The organism is Leucobacter sp. GX0328, from assembly GCF_053567315.1.
This window is the reverse complement of record NZ_JBSGPC010000003.1, coordinates 210,731-230,942: the sequence shown is the minus strand read 5'-3', so window position 1 is coordinate 230,942 and position 20,212 is coordinate 210,731. Positions and strand designations below refer to the sequence as shown.

Genomic DNA, 20,212 nt, shown 5'->3' with positions numbered 1-20,212 from the left:
CCGTGGGCCAACGACCAGTATACCGCCCCGTTTCCGAGGCCTTCCTTTACGCGCCGGTGACGTGCTTCTTGAACTGCACGATCTTCGAGAACTCGTCTGCCTTCAGGCTCGCGCCCCCGACGAGGGCGCCGTCGACGTTCGGCTGGCGCATGAAGCCGGCGACGTTCTGGCTCGCGACCGAGCCCCCGTACAGGATACGGGTCGCATCGGCGCGATCGTCGCCGCGCAGCTCGCGCAGCGCTTCGCGGATGGCCTTCGCCACTTCCTCGGCCTGCTCGGGCGTTGCGGCCTGACCGCTGCCGATCGCCCAGACCGGCTCGTACGCGATGACGAAGTCGGCGTCTTCGGGCAGGTCGGCGATCGCGGCGGTGAGCTGCGCGACGGGGATCGCGGCGGCGCCGTGCTCCTCGAGGTCCTCTGCGGTCTCGCCGACGCAGATCATCGGCACCAGGCCTGCGGCCTGCGCGGCGCGGGCCTTCGACGCCACCACGTCGTCGCCTTCGCCGTGGCCCTGGCGCCGCTCCGAGTGGCCGACGAGCGCGTAGTCGACGTCGAGCTTCAGCAGCATGTCGGCGGAGATATCGCCGGTGTAGGCGCCCGAGGCGTGCTGCGACAGGTCCTGCGCGCCGAGCGACATCGAGATCTTATCGGCCGAGAGCAGCGTCTGCACCGAGCGGAGATCGGTGAAGGGCGGGAACACCGCGACCTCGACGTCGCCGTAGTCGTGACGCGCATCCTTCAGGCTCCACGAGAGCTTCTGCACGAAAGCGATCGCCTGCAGGTGGTCGAAATTCATCTTCCAGTTGCCTGCGATGAGCGGTGTACGCTGCTGCTCACTCACGCGAGCACCTCCAAACCGGGAAGATGCTTCCCTTCCAAGAACTCGAGGCTGGCCCCGCCTCCGGTAGAAATATGGCCGAACTGATCGTCTGCAAAGCCGAGCGCGCGCACGGCGGCCGCGGAGTCGCCGCCGCCGACGACGGTGAAGCCGTCGGTCTCGGTGAGCGCCTGCGCGACGGCACGGGTGCCGCCCGCGAACGCCTCCATCTCGAACACGCCCATCGGGCCGTTCCAGAAGACGGTGGCCGACGCCGCGATCTCCGCGGCGAAGGCGCGCGCGGAGTCGGGACCGATATCGAGTCCGAGACCGGCCGCGCCGAAGCTCGAGCTCTCGATCGCATCGGCCGCGACGACCTCGTGCGCGGCGTCGGCCGCGAAGGCCTCGGCCACGACCACATCGGTCGGCAGCACGATGCGCACACCGCGCTTCTCCGCTTCGGCGAGGTATCCGCGGACGGTGTCGAGCTGATCCTCCTCGAGGAGGCTCGCGCCGACGCCTCGGCCCTGCGCCGCGAGGAAGGTGAAGAGCATGCCGCCGCCCACGAGCAGCGTGTCGACGCGCTCGAGCAGGTGGGCGATCACGCCGAGCTTGTCCGAGACCTTCGACCCGCCGAGCACGACCGTGTAGGGGCGCTCGGGGTTCACGGTGAGGCGCTCGAGCACCTCGAGCTCAGCGGCGACCAAGCGCCCGGCGGCGCTCGGCAGGATCGCTGCGAGCTCCGTCACGCTCGCCTGACGGCGGTGCACGACGCCGAAGCCGTCCGAGACGAACGCGTCGGCACCGCGAGCGAGCTGCTCGGCGAAGGCGCGGCGCTCGGCCTCGTCCTTGCTCGTCTCCCCCGCGTTGAACCGCAAGTTCTCGAGCAGCAGCACGTCGCCGTCCGCGAGCGCCCCTCGCGCGGCTTCGGCCTCGGGACCGACGGTCTCCGAGGCGAAGCCGACGGGGGCGCCCAGCAGCTCCGACATGCGCGCCGCGACGGGCCGCAGCGAATACTTCTCGTCGGGCGCGCCGGCCGGGCGACCGAGATGGCTCACGAGCACCAGTCTGGCGCCGGCTTCGCGCAGCTCCCGGATAGTGGTGAGCGAGGCGCGGATGCGGCCGTCGTCGGTGATCTCACCCTCTTTCAGCGGAACGTTCAGATCGCAACGGACAACCACGGTCTGCGAGCGAAGGTCGCCCAGCGTATCGAGTGTGCGCATGAATGTGGGAGTCTCCCTGGGTGAGTGCGTGACGAGAAGCGGTGGGTGGTACGGGTCAGATGAGGCCCGGGGTCTGCTTGCGTGCAGCCTCGAAGCGCTCGGCGACATTCTGCCAGTTGGCGATGTTCCATGCGGCCTTGATGTAGTCGGCCTTCACATTCAGGTAGTCGAGGTAGAAGGCGTGCTCCCACATGTCGAGCTGGAACAGCGGAACGGTGCCCTGCGCTGTGTTGGAGTGCTGATCGAACATCTGCTGCACGATGAGCTGCGAACCGAGCACGTCCCAGCTGAGCACGGCCCAACCGGAGCCCTGGATGCCCGCGGCGGCGGCGGCGAAGTGCGCCTGGAACTTCTCGAACGAACCGAAGTACTCGTCGATGGCGGCCTTCAGCTCGCCCTCGGGCTGTCCGCCGCCCTCCGGCGACAGGTTGGTCCAGAAGATCGAGTGGTTGACGTGGCCGCCGAGGTTGAAGGCCAGATCCTTCTCGAGCTTGTTGACGTTCGCGAGGTTGCCGGTCTCGCGCGCTTCGGCGAGGCCTTCGAGCGCAGCGTTCGCGCCGGCGACGTATGCCGCGTGGTGCTTGTCGTGGTGCAGCTGCATGATCTTGCCGCTGATGTGCGGCTCGAGGGCAGCGTAATCGTAAGGCAATTCGGGAAGTGAGTAGGCAGCCATAACGGTGCTCCAATCTCTGCGATCGACGGTGGTCGCTTCCAGCTTAGTCCTCGGCGCGTTCGCGCCGCGCGAAGATTCACTCCTGGCGGAACGCGCCCCGCGGGCTAGTCGAGCTCCTCGGGCAGGCTCGCCTCGGTGCCCGGGATGCCTCGGGCGGAGGCCTCCTTGTCGGCCATCGCGAGCAGGCGGCGGATGCGCCCCGCGATGGCGTCCTTCGTCAGCGGAGGCTCTGCGCGCGCGCCGAGATCGTCGAGGCTCGCCTCGCGGTGGGTGAGGCGCAGTGATCCTGCGTAGCGCAGGTGCTCAGGCACCTCGTCGCCGAGGATCTCGAGCGCGCGCTCGACGCGGGCGCAGGCCGCCACCGACGCCTGCGCCGAGCGGCGCAGGTTGGCGTCGTCGAAGTTCACGAGACGGTTCGCGGTGGCGCGGGTCTCGCGCGCCTTGCGCAGCTCGTCCCAGGCGCTGCGGGCCCCGGTCGCGCCCATGACGCCGAGAGCCTGGCCGATGGTCTCGCTGTCGCGGATCAGCACCTTGTGCTGCCCGCGGATCTCGCGGCTCTTCGCTTCGACGCCGAGACGGTGCGCCGCGCCCACGAGCGCCATCGCGACCTCGTTGGTCGGGCAGCCGATGTCCAGGCCGACCGAGCGGCCGGGAGGCGTGAGCGTACCGCGCGCGAGGAAGGCGCCGCGCAGGATCGCGGCGAGCTCGGGCTGGGCGCCCGTGGTCAAGCGGTTCGGCAGGCCGCGGATCTGACGGCGGCGCTGATCGAGCAGGCCGAGCTGGCGTGCGAGGGTCTCGCCGTCGATGACGCGCACGAGGAACTGCGGGGCGCCCGGTCGCGTGCTCGTCGGCGGCAGCTGCTTCGCTTCCGAGCGCACGCCGTAGAGCTCAGCGAGATCCTTGCGCACGCGCTGCACGATCTGCGGGGTGTGCAGTTCAGCCTCGAGCGCGATGCGTCCCGAGATCGTGTGCAGTCCGCCCGCGAGGCGCAGCACGGTCGCGACCTCCGCGATCCGCTCCCCCGTCTGCGCGACGGGGATGCGTACAAGCTCGCTCTTGACCTCAGCGGTTGACGGCACAGATGATCCTCTCTGGAACGATGATAGAAAACGGCGATCGGCGGCAGCAGCCGCGGCGCGGGATTATTCGCGGCCGAGATCGCGGTGGCGCAGACTGACGCTGACACCGGGCAGACCCGCGAGGCGATCGGCCAGTTCACGAGCGCTCGCCACCGAACGGTGCTTGCCGCCGGTGCACCCCACCGCGAGCGACGCATGGCGCTTGTTCTCGCGTTGGAAGCCCGCGAGCACCGGGGTGAGCGCTGCGACGTAGTGGTCGAGGAACTCGGCGGCGCCGTCGCGGCTCAGCACGTAGTCCTTCACCTCGGGGTCGACTCCCGTGAGGGCGCGCAGCTCTGGCTCCCAGAACGGGTTCGGCAGGAAGCGCATGTCGACCATCAGGTCGACATCGGTCGGCGTGCCGTACTTGAACCCGAAGCTCATCACCGACAGCTGCAGTCCCGGGGTGTCCTCGTCCGAGAACAGCTCCCGCGTCGCGGTCGACAGGTCGTGCACGTTGTAGCGGGACGTATCGATCACGACGTCGCTTGAGGCCCGCAGCTCCTGCAGGCGCTCGCGCTCGAGCCTGATGCCTTCGAGCAGGCTGCCCGTGTCGGCCTGGAGCGGATGCGGACGGCGCACGGATTCGTATCGGCGCACCAGCGTCTCGTCGGTCGCGTCGAGGAAGACGACGCGCACATCGGCGTTCTGCCCGAGATCGGTCACGGTCTGCTGGATGTCCTCGAACAGATTGCGGCCGCGCACGTCGACCACGGCGACGATGCGGGGCAGGGCGCCGCCCGAACGATCCGCCATATCGGCGAGCGTCTTCACCATGGCGAGCGGCAGATTGTCGACGACGTACCAGCCGAGATCCTCGAGCGTGTTCGCCACCGTGCTGCGACCAGCGCCCGACATGCCCGTGACGATCAGGATCTCCTGAATCGACGCTGTGCCGTTCATTCGGTTTCCCCCTCGTCTGCATCCGGTAGCTTCGTCCCACCCAGCTTAGCGTCAGCGACGGCGTTCGGTTGCTCGGTTTCGCCCTCCGCCGATGGATCTGCGATATGCGAGGCGATCTGCTCCGCGAGCTTCGGCCCGACGCCCGGGGCTGAGGCGAGCTCGTCGAGCGAGGCGGCCCTCAATCGGGCGACCGACCCGAAGTGCTTCAGCAGTGCCTGCACCCGCTTCGGGCCGAGCCCGGGGATCTCGGAGAGCCGGCTCGAGATGGAGGTGCTGCGGCGCTGCCGCTGGAAGGTGATCGCGAATCGGTGCGCCTCGTCACGGATGCGCTGCACGAGGAACAGCGCCTCGCTCGTGCGCGGCAGGATGACGGGGAAGGGATCGCCGGGCAGCCAGATCTCCTCCAGCCGCTTCGCGATGCCGCAGAGCGCGACATCGGTGATCCCTGCGGCGTCGAGCGCGCGCGCCGCCGCTTTCACTTGCGGCTCGCCGCCGTCGACGACGAGCAGCTGCGGCCGGTCGCGGTAGACGCCCGACGGCAGGTCGCCGTTCTCGGCCGCCGCATTGAGCTGCGCGGCCCGGCGCGACACGACCTGGTGGATCGAGTCGGTGTCGTCGCGCGTCGATTCGATGCGGTACTTGCGGTAGGCGCCCTTGGCGGGCAGTCCGTCCTCGAACACGACGAGCGACGCGACGACGCCCGTGCCCTGGAGGTGCGAGACGTCGATGCATTCGATGCGCAGGGGCGGCTCGTCCATGCCGAGCGCCTGCTGCAGCTCCGCGAGCGCGTCGGTGCGGGCGGTGAGGTCCGCCGCACGCTTCAGCTTGTGCCGGATCAGGTGCTCGCCCGCGTTCAGCACCGCGCGCTCCATGAGCTGCGCCTTGTCGCCGCGCTCGGGCACCCGCACCCGCACGCGCCCCCGGCGCGGCCGCCGCTCGGCCAGCGCGTTCTCGAGCTCGAGCGAGTTCTCGGGCAGCTGCGGCACGAGCACCTCGGGCGGCGGCTCGCGGTCGTCGGCGTAGGCCGACTGGATGACCTGCTCGAGCAGCGTGCCCGGAGAATCGTCGAGCTCGACGTCGACGATCCAGCTGCGTTCGCCGCGGATGCGGCCGCCGCGGATGATGAACTGGTGGGCGGCGGCGGCGAGCTCGTCGGAGCGCAGCCCGAAGACGTCGAGATTGACGTCGAGGCCGAGCACGACGGCGTTCTTCTCCATCACGTGCTCGACCGCCTCGGCCTGATCGCGCAGCCGCGCGGCGTCCTCGTAGCGCTGCTCCCCCGCCGCGGTGCGCATCTCGCTCTGGAGGGCCCGCAGGTGGCTGCGATCGCCGCCCGAGAGAAAGGCGACGAGCTCGTCGACGCGGGCGCGATGCTCGGAGACGGTGAGCAGCTGGGAGCACGGGCCGCTGCAGCGTCCGATCTGCCCGGCGAGGCACGGCCGCCCCGATTGCATCGCGCGCCGGTAGTCGGCGTCGTTGCAGGTGCGGATCGGGAACGCCTGCTGCAGCAGGCGCGTGGTCTCCTTGAGGGCCCAGACCTTCGGATACGGACCGAAGTAGCGGGCGCCCCGGATGCGCTCGTTGCGGGTGATGATGAGGCGGGGCGCCTCCTCGCGCAGCGTCACCGCCAGGTACGGATAGGTCTTGTCGTCCTTGAACTGCACGTTGAAGGGCGGCTTGAACTCGGTGATCCAGGTGTGCTCGAGCACGAGCGACTCGGTGTCGGTCGCGACCACCGTCCAGTCGAGCTTCGCGGCGAGCATCAGCATGCGCCGCGTGCGCGGCATGAGCGCGTCGAGCGGCTGGAAGTAGTTGGCGAGCCGCGCGCGCAGATTCTTCGCCTTGCCGATGTAGAGCACGCGCCCGTAGCGATCGCTGAAGCGGTAGACGCCCGGGCTCGTCGGGATCTCGCCCTGGGCGGGCCGGAAGGCCGCCCGACGATCGTCGGGGCTCACGCCCGGGCCTTCGCCTTGCCCGCCGCCGGCTTCCGGGCCGCCGGCTGCTTCCGAGCTGCCGCCTTCGAGGTGTGCGCCGCCTTCGCCGAGTTCGCCGCCTTCGCGGCGCGTCCGTGCAGCACTTCTGCGAGGAACCGGCCGGTGTGGCTCTCCTCGTGCTCCGCCAGCTGCTCCGGAGTTCCCACGGCGAGGATCGTACCGCCCCCGGAACCGCCCTCGGGGCCGAGGTCGATCACCCAGTCGGCGCTGCGGATGACATCCAGGTTGTGCTCGATGGTGATGACCGTGTTCCCCTTGTCGACGAGGCCGTTCAGCACCAGCAGCAGCTTGCGCACATCCTCGAAATGGAGGCCGGTGGTCGGCTCGTCGAGCACGTAGATGCTCCGCCCGTTCGAGCGCTTCTGCAGCTCGGTCGCGAGCTTCACGCGCTGCGCCTCGCCGCCCGACAGGGTCGTCGCGCTCTGGCCGAGACGCACGTACCCGAGGCCGACGTCGACCAGCGTCTTCATGTAGCGGTGGATCGACGAGATCGGCTCGAAGAACTCCTCGGCCTCGGCGATCGGCATCTCGAGCACCTCGGAGATGTTCTTGCCCTTGTACCGCACCTGCAGCGTTTCGCGGTTGTAGCGCTTGCCGCCGCAGGATTCGCAGGCGACGTAGACATCGGGCAGGAAGTTCATCTCGATCTTCAGCGTGCCGTCGCCCGAGCACGCTTCGCAGCGCCCGCCCTTGACGTTGAAGCTGAATCGGCCCGGCAGGTAGCCGCGGATCTTCGACTCGGGCGTCTCGGCGAAGAGGGTGCGGATCTTGTCGAACACCCCGGTGTAGGTCGCCGGGTTCGAGCGCGGCGTGCGCCCGATGGGCGCCTGGTCGACGTGCACCACCTTGTCGAGGTGCTCGAGCCCGGTCACGCGCGTGTGCTTGCCCGGCACGAGACGCGCGCCGTTGAGCTGGTTCGCGAGCACACGGTACAGGATGTCGTTCACGAGCGTCGACTTGCCCGACCCAGAGACGCCGGTGACGGCCGTCATCACCCCGAGCGGGAAGGTGGCGTCGACGTTCTGGAGATTGTTCGAGCGCGCCCCGACGACCGTGAGTTCGCGCCCGCGCTCGCGTCTCCGGCGCTTCCTCGGCGTCTCGATCGAACGGCGCCCCGCGAGATAGTCGCCGGTGATGGAGCGCGGGTTCTCGAGCAGCCCCGAGTACTCCCCCGAGTGCACGACCGTGCCGCCCTCGACGCCCGCGCCGGGGCCGATGTCCACGATCCAATCCGCGGCCTCGATCGTCTCCTCGTCGTGCTCGACGACGATGAGCGTATTTCCGAGATCGCGCAGCTTCACCAGCGTCTCGATCAGCCGACGGTTGTCGCGCTGGTGCAGGCCGATGCTGGGCTCGTCGAGCACGTAGAGCACGCCGGTCAGCCCCGAGCCGATCTGGGTCGCGAGGCGGATGCGCTGCGCTTCGCCGCCCGAGAGCGTGCCCGCTGCGCGCGCCAGCGTGAGGTAGCCGAGGCCCACCTCGATGAGGAAATCGAAGCGGAGGCGGATCTCACGCAGCACCTGGGCGGCGATCTTCGCCTCGCGCTCGGTGAGCACGACGTCGTCGAAGAAGCGCTTCGCGTCGCTGAGGCTGAACTCGCCGACCGCTGCGATGGATTCGCCGTCGACGGTGACCGCCAGGACCTCGGGCTTCAGGCGCTGCCCGTGGCAGGCGTGGCACGGCACTTCGCGCAGGAACTCCTGCCAGCGATCGCGCTTCGCGTCGGACTCCGCCTCGGCGTACTGCCGCTCGATGAACGGGATGACGCCCTCGAAGCCGCTCGAGTACTTCACCTCGCGCCCGAAGCGGTTGCGCCACCGCACGTTCACCTTGAAGTTGTTGCCGTAGAGCACGGCCTCCCGCACCTCGTCGCCCAGTTCCTCCCAGGGGGTCTTCAGCGAGAAGTCGAGATCGCGCGACAGCCCCACGAGCAGCTTCTCGTAGTACTGGTACAGGCTCTTGCCCTGGCTCGTCCACGGGACGATGACTCCTTCGGCGATCGAGAGCTGCGGGTCGCCGAGCACCAGATCCTCATCGACCGACATGCTCGTACCGAGCCCCGAGCATGTCGCGCACGCGCCGAACGGCGCGTTGAACGAGAAGGTGCGCGGTTCGATCTCCGTGAGCTGCACGGGGTGCTGGTTCGGGCACGAGAGGTGCTCGGAGAATAGCCGGGTGCGGTCCTCCGCCGTCTCGTCGAGATCCACGAAGTCGATGGCGACGATGCCGCCAGCCAGCTTCAGCGCGGTCTCGAGCGAGTCGGTGAGCCGACCGAGGCCTTCGGGGCTCGCGACGAGGCGGTCGATGACGACCGAGATATCGTGCTTGATCTGCTTCTTCAGCTTCGGCGGGTCCGAGAGCTGCACGAGTTCGCCGTCGACGATCGCGCGCGAGTAGCCGCTCGCCGCGAGGTCGTGGAAGAGGTCGACGAACTCGCCCTTCTTCTTGCTCACCACCGGCGCGAGCACCTGGAAGCGGGTGCGCTCCGGGAGCTCCATGAGCCGGTCGGCGATCTGCTGCACGGTCTGCGATTCGATCTTCTCGCCGCAGACGGCGCAGTGCGGCACGCCGACGCGCGCCCACAGCAGGCGCATGTAGTCGTAGATCTCTGTGATCGTGCCGACCGTGGAGCGCGGGTTGCGGTTCGTCGATTTCTGGTCGATCGACACGGCAGGGCTCAGGCCCTCGATGAAATCGACGTCCGGGCGGTCGACCTGGCCGAGGAACTGCCGTGCATAGGCGCTCAGGCTCTCGACGTACCGGCGCTGGCCCTCCGCGAAGATCGTGTCGAATGCCAGGCTCGATTTGCCGCTGCCCGAAAGCCCGGTGAACACGACCATCGAGTCGCGCGGGATCGAGAGGTCGACGTCGCGCAGGTTGTGGACGCGGGCCCCCTGCACCTTGATATGCGCCTGGGCGGCCGAGGATCGGATCGGAGTCGTCTGCTGCGGAGTCACCACTTCATCCTACTTCGATTCGACTGAGTGTTCGAACATATCTACGAACTTTTCGGCCCCTCCCGGCGCCGCTGCTCCGCAGCAGGGTTCCCCGAAACTCGCCTTTCGCGTACTATTGATGAAAGATCACGTAAGGAGCCGAGATGTCGATCGCCCAACTGCCGGCCAGCGGCCGGAGCACGCACGGGGACGCGCAGGCCCGCACGGCGCGAGAGCGCCTCGCCGGCCTCGTCGCGCAGATCGACGCGGATCGCCTGAACGCGGCGGAGTCGCTGCTCGCAGGAGTGGTGGCCCATCAGCAGACCGACCTCCGCGGCCTCACCGAGGCCGAAACCGCGGCGCTCGCGCGGCTCGGGGCGACCGAGGATCAGCTGCAGCAGCCGACCGCCCTGCCCGCGTCGACGCGCGGCCTCGTGTGGGAGCAACAGCTGGGGGCGCAGAGCGTCTCCGTCGCCGAGGCCGCCGAGATCCTCGGCGTCACCCCCACCCGCGTGCGCCAGCGCTGCGCCGCCGGCACGCTGCTCGCGCAGCGGCGCAGCGACGGCTGGCACCTCCCCGCCTTCCAGTTCCACGACCGCCGCGAACCCCGGGGATGGGCGACCGTCGCGCAGGCCATCCCCCGCGCGACGCCGCTGCTGCTCGCGGAGCGCGTACTCACTTCGCCGGCCCCGCGGCTGCGCATCGACGGCGAAGAGCTCGCACCGCTCGAATGGCTGGCCCAGGGCGGCGACCCGCACGAGGCCGCGGCCGCGGTCGACGACGCGCTGAGCCGCCTGCCGTGAGCGAGGAGCTCCCGCCGCCGCGGGCCGACCGCTTCCCCGAACTCCGACCGGAGGGCGAATGGGTGCGGGAGATCCCTGCCGGCACCCTGCTGTCGCGCATCTACAAGGCCGGCGGGCCGCACCCGGTCGACTGGCACGAGTTCCGGGAGTACGGACCGCTCGACTCCCGCTTCGACCCGCACCCGGAACCGACGGGCGAGCATCCCGACGAGGGCGTCTACTATGCGGTGCTGGAGCCGCAGGGCGAGCACGCGTTCCCGGCGGCCGCCTTCGCCGCATGCCTCCTCGAGGCCTTCCAGAGCACCCGCATGGTGCAGCGCAGCGAGGGCGCGCCGACGCTCGTGATGTTCGAGAACGCCAGACCGCTGCGGCTGCTCGATCTCAGCGACAGCGACTGGCTGGCCGTCGCCGGCGGCAATGCCGCGATCTCTTCGGGCGAACGATCGCGCGCCCGAGCCTGGGCCCGCGCGATCAGGGTCGCGTACCCCGAACTCGACGGCGTCGTCTCCGCGTCCTCCGTCGTACCGCCGGTGCGCATCGCCGCGCTGTGGAGCCCGGCGCGCGATGCGCTGCCGCGCCACCCGCTCGCCCGCCTGAGACTCGACCGCGATGAACTCACGTCCCTCATCGACGCCGCAGCCGACCGCTACGGCTACCTCGTGCTCTGACGCCCGCCCCGCACCGCCTACACTGTTCGCCATGCCTCCAGAACACCCCGCGGCGCGCAAGATCGACTTCGTCCGGGAGGGCGACGCGTACCGGGCGAAGCCGGGCGAGTTCCGTCTCATCGACCTCCCGCCGATGCAGTACCTCATGATCGACGGCCACGGCGACCCGAACCGGGCGCCGGAGTTCGCCGCGGCGGTCGAAACGCTCTACCCGGTCGCGTACGGGCTCAAATTCGCGAGCAAGCGCGAACTCGGCCGAGATTACGTCGTGCCGCCGCTCGAAGGCCTGTGGTGGGCCGATGACATGAGCGCATTCACCGCGGCGCGGGACAAGTCGCTGTGGCACTGGACGCTCATGCTCATGCTGCCCGCGTGGCTCGGGCACGAGGATCTCGACCGCTCCGTGCACGCGGCGCGGCAGAAGGGCCGTGCGCCTCGACTCGACGCCCTACGCCTCGAGACATTGACCGAGGGGCTGTGCCTTCAGACGCTGCACATCGGCCCCTTCGATGATGAGGGCGAGACGCTAGCCCGCCTGCACGAGGAGATCGCACCGCGGCACGGGCTCGCACTCCGCGGCACGCACCACGAGATCTACCTCGGCGACTTCCGCAGAACGGCGCCCGAGAAGCGGCGCACTATCCTCAGGCAGCCCGTCCGCCGCGCCGAGGGCATCGCCGTGGAATCCCGCGCAGTCGGGTCGCAGCCGGTCTGAGCCGCCGACTCGCAGACACCGCGCGATCCGCGGCTCAGATGTGCCCAGCGGCATCCATGCTGCGCAGCTCGCGCTTCAGCTCGGCGACTTCGTCGCGCAGCCGCGCCGCGAGCTCGAACTTGAGCTCATCCGCCGCCGACAGCATCTGCTCAGTGAGGTCGGCGATCAGCTCCTCCAGCTTGTGCGCACCCTCGGAGGCGATCGCACCGGCGCGCGCAGCCGATTTGCCCTTCGCGCGCTGCGACGACGAGCCGCCCCGCTGAGCGTGCGCCCCGGTGCGGGAGAGCACCGCTTCGGTGTCGGCGGCCTCGCGGTTCAACAGCTCCGTGATATCGCCGATCTTCTTGCGCAGCGGCTGCGGGTCGATGCCGTGCTCGGTGTTGTACGCCATCTGGATCGCACGGCGCCGATTTGTCTCGTCGATCGCTTCGCGCATCGAACGCGTCACCGTGTCGGCGTACATGTGCACCTGGCCGGACACGTTGCGCGCGGCGCGGCCGATGGTCTGGATCAGCGAGGTCGACGAGCGCAGGAAGCCCTCCTTATCGGCGTCGAGGATCGCCACGAGCGAGACCTCAGGCAGGTCGAGGCCCTCGCGCAGCAGATTGATGCCGACCAGCACGTCGTAGACTCCGGCCCGCAGCTCCGTGAGCAGCTCGACCCGTCGCAGCGTGTCGACGTCGGAGTGCAGGTAGCGCACCCGCACCCCCGCCTCCTCCATGAAGGCGGTCAGCTGCTCGGCCATCTTCTTCGTGAGCGTCGTCACCAGTACGCGCTCGTCGCGCTCGGCGCGGGCGCGCACCTCTTCGAGCAGATCGTCGATCTGGCCCTCGGAGGGCTTGACCACGATCTCTGGGTCGATGAGTCCGGTCGGCCGGATGATCTGCTCGACGACGCCATCGGCGAGCTCCATCTCGTACTTGCCGGGCGTGGCCGAGAGGTACACCGTCTGCCCGACGCGCTCTTTGAATTCCCCGAACTTGAGCGGACGGTTGTCGAGCGCGCTCGGCAGGCGGAAGCCGTGCTCGACGAGCGTGCGCTTGCGGGAGGCGTCGCCCTCGTACATCGCCCCGATCTGCGGCACGGTCACGTGCGACTCGTCGATCACGACGAGGAAATCATCGGGGAAGTAGTCGAGCAGGCAGTGGGGCGCCTCGCCCGGCTTGCGGCCGTCCATGTGCATCGAATAGTTCTCGATGCCCGAGCAGAACCCGATCTGCTCCATCATCTCGAGGTCGAAGGTGGTGCGCATGCGCAGCCGCTGCTCCTCGACCAGCTTGTTCTGCTGCTTGAGCTCGCCGGTGCGCGCATCGAGCTCGGCCGAGATGTCGCGCATCGCCCGGTTCATCACCTCGCGGCTCGCGACGTAGTGGGAGCCCGGGAAGACCGACACGGTGTCGACCTGCTTGATCACATCTCCGGTGACCGGGTGCAGGTAGTAGAGCGCTTCGATCTCGTCGCCGAAGAATTCGATGCGGATCGCGAGCTCCTCGTACATCGGGATGATCTCGACGGTGTCGCCGCGCACGCGGAAATTGCCGCGCACGAACTCGATGTCGTTGCGCTGGTACTGCATGTCGACGAACCTGCGCAGCAGCACGTCGCGATCGAGGCGATCGCCGGTGGCGAGGGGCACCATCGCCTCGTAGTACTCTTCGGGCTTGCCGAGGCCGTAGATGCACGACACGGTCGACACGACGACGGTGTCGCGCCGCGAGAGCAGCGCATTCGTCGTCGAGTGGCGCAGGCGTTCGACCTCGGCGTTGACCGACGAATCCTTCTCGATGAAGGTGTCGGTCTGCGGCACATAGGCCTCGGGCTGGTAGTAGTCGTAGTACGACACGAAGTACTCGACCGAATTGTTGGGCATCAGTGCGCGGAACTCGTTCGCGAGCTGCGCCGCAAGCGTCTTGTTGTGCGCGAGGATCAGCGTGGGCCGCTGCACCTGCTCGATGAGCCAGGCCGTCGTCGCCGATTTGCCGGTTCCGGTCGCGCCGAGCAGCACGATGTCGGTCTCGCCGGCGTTGATGCGGCCGGCGAGCTCCGCGATGGCAGCGGGCTGATCACCGGAAGGCTCGTACTCCGAGATCACTTCGAACGGGCGGATACTGCGTGTCGGCTGCATGCGCTCCAGGCTACTCCGCGGGTACGACATCCGTCTCGGATTCCCGCTCCGGGCGAACCGGGATCAGTCGCGGGACCGGCGCACCCTGGGCTCGATTCTCGCGGGTCGCGCCTCCCGCATGCTCGCCGACCATTCCTCCACACGCAGCTCTGAAGCGCTATTCCCGAGTACCTGTCCACATTCGCGGTTTCCCGCTCGCTTCCGCGACCGCGGAGCCGCAGACTCCTGGCATGACTCCCCGAATCGCCGGCCCGACCCCCGCCGCTCCCCCGCGAGCGAGACTCGAGACCGATGCCGAACTGCAGCGGACGCTGCTGCAACTGCTCACCGGTGCGTGCCGGCGCCAGGTATGGACGTTCCTGCTCGACGAATCGCACCGGATCGTCGACCCCGTCATGCCGTTCGACGAACTCCCCGATGATCCGCAGGAGCTCTGGGACGTCGAGGATCTCGGGACGGTACCGTTCATCGAAGTGTTCCGCGACCGTCTCGCGATGATCGCGGAACTCGCCGGCGCCTCCCGCGTCGTGCTCGTCTGGGAGCGGCTCGGAAGCGAGCGGTTCAGCGCGGAGGATCTCGAGTGGGCCGGCGAGCTCGCCGCTTCCTGGCCGTCGAACGGCCCCCAGATCCGAGCGCAGTTCCTGCTGCACGACACCGGACTCAGGCAGCTCGTCGCCGACGGCTCCGCATAGCCGACTCGGGTACGGTCGCCGCCCGCATTCGCACCGTTCGCACATCTGCGATCGAATCCGGTGTGGTTCGATGGCACCCATGCCCGCACACCCCACTCGCGCGTTCGCCGCTTGCGCCCTCGGCGCGCTGATCGCGATCGCGGCCGCAGGCTGCGCCGCCGACGGCGAGCGTCCCGCACAGGCACCGGCCCCGATCGTCGACACCGCACCGCTGCCCTCCGAGGAGGAGCTGAGCGCCGCCGTCGCCGACGCGCTCGGAGATGCTGCCGTGCCCGGTGGGGCCGTCATGCTCACCGCCGCCGACGGCGACCGGGTCGTCGACGTGTTCGGCAGCGCGACCACCGACACCGAGGTGACGGAGGCGACCCGATTCGCGTACCGCAGCATCACCAAGACCTTCATCGGAACGGTCGTCCTCCAACTCGCCGACGAGGGCGCACTGCACGTCGACGATCCGATCTCGCAATTCGTCGACGGCGTACCGAACGGCGACGACATCACGATCGAGCACCTCGCGGTGATGCGCTCCGGGCTCGCGAACTATCTCGCGATGCCCGAGACGGACGAGCTGTTCGAGGCCGATCCCGAGCACTCGCCCGACGACGCCGAACTGCTCGAGATCGCATACTCCGCCTCACCCGTCTTCGCGCCGGGCGAGGCCTACCAGTACTCGAACACCAACACGCTGCTGCTCGGCGCGGTCATCGCCGAGGTCACCGGCGAGCCTTGGGAGCGGGCGATCGCCGAACGCATCACCGAGCCGCTCCAACTCGCGTCCGTGCACGTCGGCGCCGACGGCTCGGGGTTCGACGCCGACGGATTCGATGTGCTCGGCGCGGAGACCCTCGGCCGGGTCGTGGACGCCGCTCCCGGGTGGTACAGCGCAGCGGGCGGCCTCGACGGCGACGTGGTCGATCTCGCAGCATGGGGCCGGGCGCTCGGCTCGGGTTCCCTCCTCGACCTCGGCACCCACGACTACCGGAGCGCGACGCTCGGCGGTGTCGAGGACGACCCGTCGAGCCCCGAGTACGACAGATACGGCTTCGCGCTCGGGGAGATCGACGGCTGGGTCGGGCACACCGGCAACGGCCTCGGCTTCGAATCGCTGGTGCTCTACGACCCGGGCACCGGCCGCACCGTCGCGATCCTGCTCAACGGGGCTTCGGAGGATGCGAACCTCCCCGCGCACATGTTCCGCGCGATGCTGCCGGTACTCTCGGGAGCATGAGCGCACGCCGTCACGTCATCACGGATCTCGCGGTGCGCGCCGCTCGCATGGAGCTGCGCATCTACGAGAGCCTCTGGCGCGCCGTCGCCCGACGCCCGAAGATCGACGAGGGCGCGACGGGGTTCGCCTACCATCGACCGGTCCTCACGATCCTCATCATCTTCATGGCCGTCTCCGCGGTCGAGATTCCGATCATCGACGCCGTGGTGCACCGCTGGACGCCGGTGCGCATCGCCTTCCTCGTGCTCGGAATTTGGGGGCTCACCTGGATGATCGGCCTGCTCTGCGCCTACTTCACCCGGCCCCACACCGTCGGCGATGACGGCATCATCGTGCGGGAGGGCCTCGAGATCGAGATACCGGTGAGCTGGGAGGAGTTCGGAGCGATCCGCTACGCCCCGCTCACCCAGGAGAGCATCGATCCGACCAGCACCGACAAGCCCGGGCGGGTGTTCCAGTACGAGGGCGAGCGGGTCGGCGCGATCTGGGTCGGCAGCGAAACGAACCTCGCGATCGAGTTCGAAGCGCCGCTCGAGGTCGACCTGCCGGGGAGGCCCCCGAAGGGCGGCGGGCACGCCATCGATGTCCTGAGGTTCTGGGCCGACGACCCCGAAGCACTGCTCGCCGAGGTTCGCAGACGTCTCGATGCACGCCGAGACCGATCATAGGGTTGTCGAATGCCCCGCAGAGTGTTTACATGAGCACATGCAGGCATCGAAGCCCCTCATGAGAGTCGCCGCCCTCGGCACGGTACTGCTCCTCGCCGCGTGCGCGACTCCCCCGCAGGCCGCAACCGAGCCGCGCGGCGTTCCGACTCACGCCGAGCTCAGCGGCGCCGTGCACCGTGCGCTCGAGGGGCAGGACGTTCCGGGCGGCGCGATCATCGTCACGGGCCCCGGCGCGGCCGAGACTCTGCTGACGTTCGGCGACGCCGATCGCGAAGCCCCCGGCGAGACCGGCGGCGAATCGCGCGAGGTCGCGGACGGCACGCGTTTCGCCTACCGCAGCATCACCAAGTCCTTCGTCGGTACGGTGATCATGCAATTGGCGGACGAGGGCAAACTGGCGCTCGACGACCCGATCTCGCGATACGTCGACGGCGTCCCGGGCGGAGACGGCGTGACGATCGCCGATCTCGGCGATATGCGCTCCGGCCTCGCGAACTACTCGGCGAGTCCGCAGCTCGGCGAGCTGCTCGTCTCCGCCCCCGATCGGGAGCCTCGGACCTCCGAACTGCTGGACCTCGCCTACCCGGATTCGCCGGTCTTCGACGCCGGCACGGCGTACGAGTACTCGAACACCAACACGCTGCTGCTCGGCGAGACGATCGAGCGCATCACCGGCAAGCCGTGGCAGGAGGCGGTGCGGCAGCGGATATTGCGGCCGCTGCGCCTCGACTCGGTGCATTACGGATTCACCGATCCGCAGCTCGACGCGCGCGGCTTCCAGTTCGGGCTCGAGGGCGACCCCGAACGCCTTCCGCAGGCGGCGCCCGGCTGGTTCGGCGCGGCCGGAGCCCTCACCGGAGATATCCGGGATCTAGCGACCTGGGGCACGGCTCTCGGGAGCGGAGCGCTCATCGATGCCGCGACGCACTCCGCCCGACTCTCCGTTCTCGGTTCGATCGCCGACGACCCGAAGAGCCCCGAGTACGACCGGTACGGCTTCGCGCTCGGCGAGATCGACGGCTGGGTGGGCCACACGGGCAACGGGCTCGGCTTCCAGGCGCTCACGATGCACGACGCTGGCTCGGGCCGCACCGTCGCTGTGCTCATCAATGGCACGGGGGCCGATCCCGATCTCCCCGCGCACATGTTCCGCGAGATCCTCGCCGATATGCCGCCCCGGTAGGCGGCGGCTCAGAGCGCCGGCGCGACCATCATCCATAGTCCGCGGAGCAGCACGGCGATCGTGCCGATCCATGCGATCACGAGCATCCCGATCCGGGACCAGGCGGGCCGCACCCGCCGCTCCGCCAGCGCACCGACGAGCGTGCCCGCAGCAGCTGCGACCAGCAGTTCGCTCAAGCGGGCGAGGGACACTTCCGGGAACCCGCGCCAGCCCAGGGTGATCAGGTGGAACCCGATGAAGATCGCCTGGAGCGAGGCGATGAAGCTCCGCTGCTCCCACCGATCGTTGAGGCCGTAGGCGATCAGCGGCGGCCCGGAGAGACCGCTCGTGACATGCAGGAATCCGCTCGCGACGCCAGTGGCGATCGCGCCTCCGGTACCGCGCAGCCGTCGCGTGAGAACGGTGAGTCTTCCGGCGATGAGCGCGAGCAGGCCGGCGCATCCCACCCCGAGCAGCAGCATCGGCGCCGAGGAGCGCACGATCGCCAGCGCGGCCAGCGGCGAGGCCAGGGCGCCCGCGCCGACGATGATTGCGGTGCGCCGCCAATCCACGTCCCGGAACATCATCACGAGGAGCACCAGCGACACGAAGAAGCCGATGACGGTGATCGTCAGCACTCCTTGGACGGGCCCCATGAGCAGCACGATGAGCGGAGTCGCCACGAGCGCGAACCCGAGACCGGTCAGCCGTTGCACCGCGGCAGCGATCGCGACAACCGTCACGGCGGCGAACGTCAGCACAGCACTCCTCGTCAGGCCTCGGCCGCGGCGAAGCGCTCGGGGAGCCGGAGGTCGCCGGCTCCGCTCCACCGCACCTCGTCGAGCCCCTGCCACCGCGCCGCTTCCGCGAGCAGCCGCTCCGCGGTCTCCGCCGTGCGCGGATGCGCCCCGGGCTCCCGCCACGCCGCCTGCACCAGCAGCGCCCCGCGCTCGCCGAGCCGTTTCGGCCGATCGGCCTTGAGGTCGAGCCGCCCGGCCATGCGCCCGCCGACGAGCAGCGGGAGGCAGTAGTAGCCGAAGCGCCGCTGCGCCTTCGGAGTGTAGATCTCGATGCGGTAGTGGAAGTCGAAGATGCGCTCGGCGCGCGGGCGGAACCACACGAGCGGGTCGAAGGGCGTCAGCAGCGCATCGGGCGCGAGCCGCGCCGGAACGGCGGCGTCGCGATGCATCCAGGCGCGCTCGGGACGGCCGTCGGCCCGGGCCCACCCGGCGACCTCGACAGGGATCAGCTCCCCGGACTGTTCGAGGGCCTGCACCGCCGCCCGGGCGTCGCCGGCCTTGAGGCGGTGGTAATCGGCGAGGTCGGCGAGCGTTGCGACGCCGAGCGAACGAGCGGCCCGGTCGATGAGGCGGCGCTGAGCGAGCTCGCGCGGCGCCGCACCGAGCGCGATATCGGGAAGCGTCTGCTCGGCGAGCGCGTAGCGCCGTTGGAACCCCTCGCGACCGGCGGAGACGACTTCGCCCTCGGCGAAGAGCTGCTCGACGGCGCGCTTGGTCTCGCTCCAGTCCCACCATGGGCCCCGGCCACCGCGCGATCCGTCTTCGAGCTGACGGACGAACTGCGGGCCGTCGGCGGCGAGGCGGCTCCTGACTCGCGAGACCGCGGCCTCGAGCGCCTCGGTGCGGCCGGTGCGGATATGTCGATCGCGGAAATCCGACATGCGCCAGGCGAACAGCGGGCGGTCGGCGACCGGGATGAAGGCGGCCTCGTGCGCCCAGTACTCGGTGAACTCGCCGCTCGACCAGAGATGCCCATCGAGCGCGCTGCGATCGTATGCGCCGTGCCGCGACAGCACCGGCAGGTAATGGCTGCGGGAGAAGACGTTCACCGAATCGATCTGCAGCACGTGCAGCCGCTCGAGGGCGGCGTCGAACGGGCGCCGACGGCGCAGCCGAGGGGCGTTCGAGAAGCCCTGCGCGCCGAGCGCGACGCGACGGGCCTCGGTCGGGCTCAGCTGCAGGGCCGGGCGATGCGGCGGAGGGGACGATCTCATCTCGCGCCGCATCGCTCCGTTCTCACTGCGCCGTCTAGCCGAACCAGAGGGCGAGCTCGCGCTCCGCCGACTCGGTCGAGTCCGAGCCGTGCACCAGGTTCTGCTGCACCTTGAGGCCCCAGTCGCGGCCGAGATCGCCGCGGATGGTACCGGGGGCCGCAGTCGTCGGATCGGTGGTTCCCGCGAGCGAACGGAACCCTTCGATGACTCGGTGGCCCTCGGCGCGGATCGCGACGACGGGGCCGGACATCATGAACTCGACGAGCGGCTCGTAGAACGGCTTGCCCTCGTGCTCGGCGTAGTGCTCCGCCAGCAGGCCCCGATCGGGCTGCACCATGCGCAGATCGGCGATCGAGTATCCCTTCGCCTCGATGCGGCGCAGGATCTCGCCGGTCAGCCCCCGGGCAACCCCATCGGGCTTCACCAGGATGAGGGTCTGTTCTGCGGACATGCACGCTCCTTCGTGTCGTCGG

The 20,212-nt window shown here is 69.4% G+C and carries 18 protein-coding genes; 7 read left to right on the top strand and 11 right to left on the bottom strand.

What is annotated here, in order from left to right; translation table 11 throughout:
* Window positions 1-46 precede the first annotated feature (46 nt).
* From tpiA to uvrA, 7 genes are all read right to left on the bottom strand, one after another.
* Complete coding sequence (gene tpiA, locus ACUYTF_RS12170; protein WP_434143529.1) at window positions 47-841, bottom strand: triose-phosphate isomerase; 795 nt, start codon at window positions 839-841, stop codon at window positions 47-49.
* Window positions 838-2,040, bottom strand: a complete 1,203-nt coding sequence (locus ACUYTF_RS12165; protein ID WP_434143528.1) for a phosphoglycerate kinase — start codon at window positions 2,038-2,040, stop codon at window positions 838-840. The genes tpiA and ACUYTF_RS12165 overlap by 4 nt, the downstream gene beginning before the upstream one ends.
* A gap of 55 nt (window positions 2,041-2,095) precedes the next feature.
* Window positions 2,096-2,713, bottom strand: a complete 618-nt coding sequence (locus ACUYTF_RS12160; protein ID WP_434143526.1) for a Fe-Mn family superoxide dismutase — start codon at window positions 2,711-2,713, stop codon at window positions 2,096-2,098.
* A gap of 104 nt (window positions 2,714-2,817) precedes the next feature.
* On the bottom strand, window positions 2,818-3,792 hold the full coding sequence (gene whiA, locus ACUYTF_RS12155; RefSeq protein WP_449279856.1) for a DNA-binding protein WhiA: 975 nt from the start codon (window positions 3,790-3,792) through the stop codon (window positions 2,818-2,820).
* A gap of 63 nt (window positions 3,793-3,855) precedes the next feature.
* On the bottom strand, window positions 3,856-4,734 hold the full coding sequence (rapZ, locus tag ACUYTF_RS12150; protein WP_434143522.1) for an RNase adapter RapZ: 879 nt from the start codon (window positions 4,732-4,734) through the stop codon (window positions 3,856-3,858).
* Complete coding sequence (gene uvrC, locus ACUYTF_RS12145; RefSeq protein WP_434143521.1) at window positions 4,731-6,689, bottom strand: excinuclease ABC subunit UvrC; 1,959 nt, start codon at window positions 6,687-6,689, stop codon at window positions 4,731-4,733. The genes rapZ and uvrC overlap by 4 nt, the downstream gene beginning before the upstream one ends.
* Window positions 6,686-9,685 carry an excinuclease ABC subunit UvrA gene (gene uvrA, locus ACUYTF_RS12140; RefSeq protein WP_434143519.1) on the bottom strand — a complete coding sequence of 1,000 codons (3,000 nt, stop codon included), beginning with the start codon at window positions 9,683-9,685 and terminating at the stop codon, window positions 6,686-6,688. The genes uvrC and uvrA overlap by 4 nt, the downstream gene beginning before the upstream one ends.
* 143 nt (window positions 9,686-9,828) lie before the next feature.
* Between uvrA and ACUYTF_RS12135 the strand changes: the two genes are divergently transcribed.
* Genes ACUYTF_RS12135 through ACUYTF_RS12125 form a run of 3 tightly spaced genes read left to right on the top strand, consistent with a single transcriptional unit; the run spans window position 9,829 to window position 11,850 of the window.
* Window positions 9,829-10,467 (top strand): hypothetical protein, encoded by a 639-nt coding sequence (locus tag ACUYTF_RS12135; RefSeq protein WP_434143517.1) that lies wholly within the window; start codon window positions 9,829-9,831, stop codon window positions 10,465-10,467.
* A complete protein-coding gene (locus ACUYTF_RS12130) occupies window positions 10,464-11,135 on the top strand; it encodes a hypothetical protein (protein WP_434143516.1) in 672 nt (223 codons plus the stop codon). The genes ACUYTF_RS12135 and ACUYTF_RS12130 overlap by 4 nt, the downstream gene beginning before the upstream one ends.
* 31 nt (window positions 11,136-11,166) lie before the next feature.
* Window positions 11,167-11,850 (top strand): GyrI-like domain-containing protein, encoded by a 684-nt coding sequence (locus ACUYTF_RS12125; RefSeq protein WP_434143515.1) that lies wholly within the window; start codon window positions 11,167-11,169, stop codon window positions 11,848-11,850.
* A 34-nt stretch (window positions 11,851-11,884) separates the two neighbouring features.
* Here ACUYTF_RS12125 and uvrB read toward each other — a convergent pair whose 3' ends face one another.
* Window positions 11,885-13,975 carry an excinuclease ABC subunit UvrB gene (uvrB, locus tag ACUYTF_RS12120; RefSeq protein ID WP_434143513.1) on the bottom strand — a complete coding sequence of 697 codons (2,091 nt, stop codon included), beginning with the start codon at window positions 13,973-13,975 and terminating at the stop codon, window positions 11,885-11,887.
* 230 nt (window positions 13,976-14,205) lie between these two features.
* On the opposite strand from uvrB, the gene ACUYTF_RS12115 reads away from it, so the two are divergent.
* The 4 genes from ACUYTF_RS12115 (at window position 14,206) to ACUYTF_RS12100 (ending at window position 17,746) form a co-directional block, all read left to right on the top strand.
* Entirely contained in the window at window positions 14,206-14,667 is a 462-nt protein-coding gene (locus tag ACUYTF_RS12115; RefSeq protein WP_434143511.1) for a hypothetical protein, read from the top strand.
* A 79-nt stretch (window positions 14,668-14,746) separates the two neighbouring features.
* A complete protein-coding gene (locus tag ACUYTF_RS12110) occupies window positions 14,747-15,895 on the top strand; it encodes a serine hydrolase (protein ID WP_434143509.1) in 1,149 nt (382 codons plus the stop codon).
* Window positions 15,892-16,563: a hypothetical protein gene (locus ACUYTF_RS12105; protein WP_434143507.1), complete on the top strand. Its 672-nt coding sequence runs from the start codon at window positions 15,892-15,894 to the stop codon at window positions 16,561-16,563. The genes ACUYTF_RS12110 and ACUYTF_RS12105 overlap by 4 nt, the downstream gene beginning before the upstream one ends.
* A gap of 37 nt (window positions 16,564-16,600) precedes the next feature.
* A complete protein-coding gene (locus ACUYTF_RS12100) occupies window positions 16,601-17,746 on the top strand; it encodes a serine hydrolase (protein WP_434143506.1) in 1,146 nt (381 codons plus the stop codon).
* An 8-nt stretch (window positions 17,747-17,754) separates the two neighbouring features.
* Here the strand turns inward: ACUYTF_RS12100 and ACUYTF_RS12095 are convergent, their stop codons facing one another.
* From ACUYTF_RS12095 to ndk, 3 genes are read right to left on the bottom strand one after another with little or no spacing between them, the layout of a single operon-like run.
* Window positions 17,755-18,486, bottom strand: coding sequence for a TSUP family transporter (locus ACUYTF_RS12095; RefSeq protein ID WP_434143504.1), 732 nt, complete (start codon window positions 18,484-18,486; stop codon window positions 17,755-17,757).
* Between the two features lie 11 nt (window positions 18,487-18,497).
* Entirely contained in the window at window positions 18,498-19,739 is a 1,242-nt protein-coding gene (locus tag ACUYTF_RS12090) for a DNA glycosylase AlkZ-like family protein (protein WP_434143502.1), read from the bottom strand.
* A 34-nt stretch (window positions 19,740-19,773) separates the two neighbouring features.
* Window positions 19,774-20,190: a nucleoside-diphosphate kinase gene (ndk, locus tag ACUYTF_RS12085; RefSeq protein ID WP_434143500.1), complete on the bottom strand. Its 417-nt coding sequence runs from the start codon at window positions 20,188-20,190 to the stop codon at window positions 19,774-19,776.
* Window positions 20,191-20,212: the final 22 nt, after the last annotated feature.

What these genes read in the sequence shown, in the direction of transcription:
- ACUYTF_RS12165 (WP_434143528.1), bottom strand. Translation starts at nt 2,040, where the DNA reads ATGCGCACACTCGATACGCTGGGCGACCTTCGCTCGCAGACCGTGGTT.
- ndk (WP_434143500.1), bottom strand. Translation starts at nt 20,190, where the DNA reads ATGTCCGCAGAACAGACCCTCATCCTGGTGAAGCCCGATGGGGTTGCC.
- rapZ (WP_434143522.1), bottom strand. Translation starts at nt 4,734, where the DNA reads ATGAACGGCACAGCGTCGATTCAGGAGATCCTGATCGTCACGGGCATG.
- uvrB (WP_434143513.1), bottom strand. Translation starts at nt 13,975, where the DNA reads ATGCAGCCGACACGCAGTATCCGCCCGTTCGAAGTGATCTCGGAGTAC.
- ACUYTF_RS12110 (WP_434143509.1), top strand. Translation starts at nt 14,747, where the DNA reads ATGCCCGCACACCCCACTCGCGCGTTCGCCGCTTGCGCCCTCGGCGCG.
- ACUYTF_RS12100 (WP_434143506.1), top strand. Translation starts at nt 16,601, where the DNA reads ATGCAGGCATCGAAGCCCCTCATGAGAGTCGCCGCCCTCGGCACGGTA.
- ACUYTF_RS12115 (WP_434143511.1), top strand. Translation starts at nt 14,206, where the DNA reads ATGACTCCCCGAATCGCCGGCCCGACCCCCGCCGCTCCCCCGCGAGCG.
- ACUYTF_RS12160 (WP_434143526.1), bottom strand. Translation starts at nt 2,713, where the DNA reads ATGGCTGCCTACTCACTTCCCGAATTGCCTTACGATTACGCTGCCCTC.
- ACUYTF_RS12090 (WP_434143502.1), bottom strand. Translation starts at nt 19,739, where the DNA reads ATGAGATCGTCCCCTCCGCCGCATCGCCCGGCCCTGCAGCTGAGCCCG.
- ACUYTF_RS12125 (WP_434143515.1), top strand. Translation starts at nt 11,167, where the DNA reads ATGCCTCCAGAACACCCCGCGGCGCGCAAGATCGACTTCGTCCGGGAG.
- ACUYTF_RS12135 (WP_434143517.1), top strand. Translation starts at nt 9,829, where the DNA reads ATGTCGATCGCCCAACTGCCGGCCAGCGGCCGGAGCACGCACGGGGAC.
- ACUYTF_RS12105 (WP_434143507.1), top strand. Translation starts at nt 15,892, where the DNA reads ATGAGCGCACGCCGTCACGTCATCACGGATCTCGCGGTGCGCGCCGCT.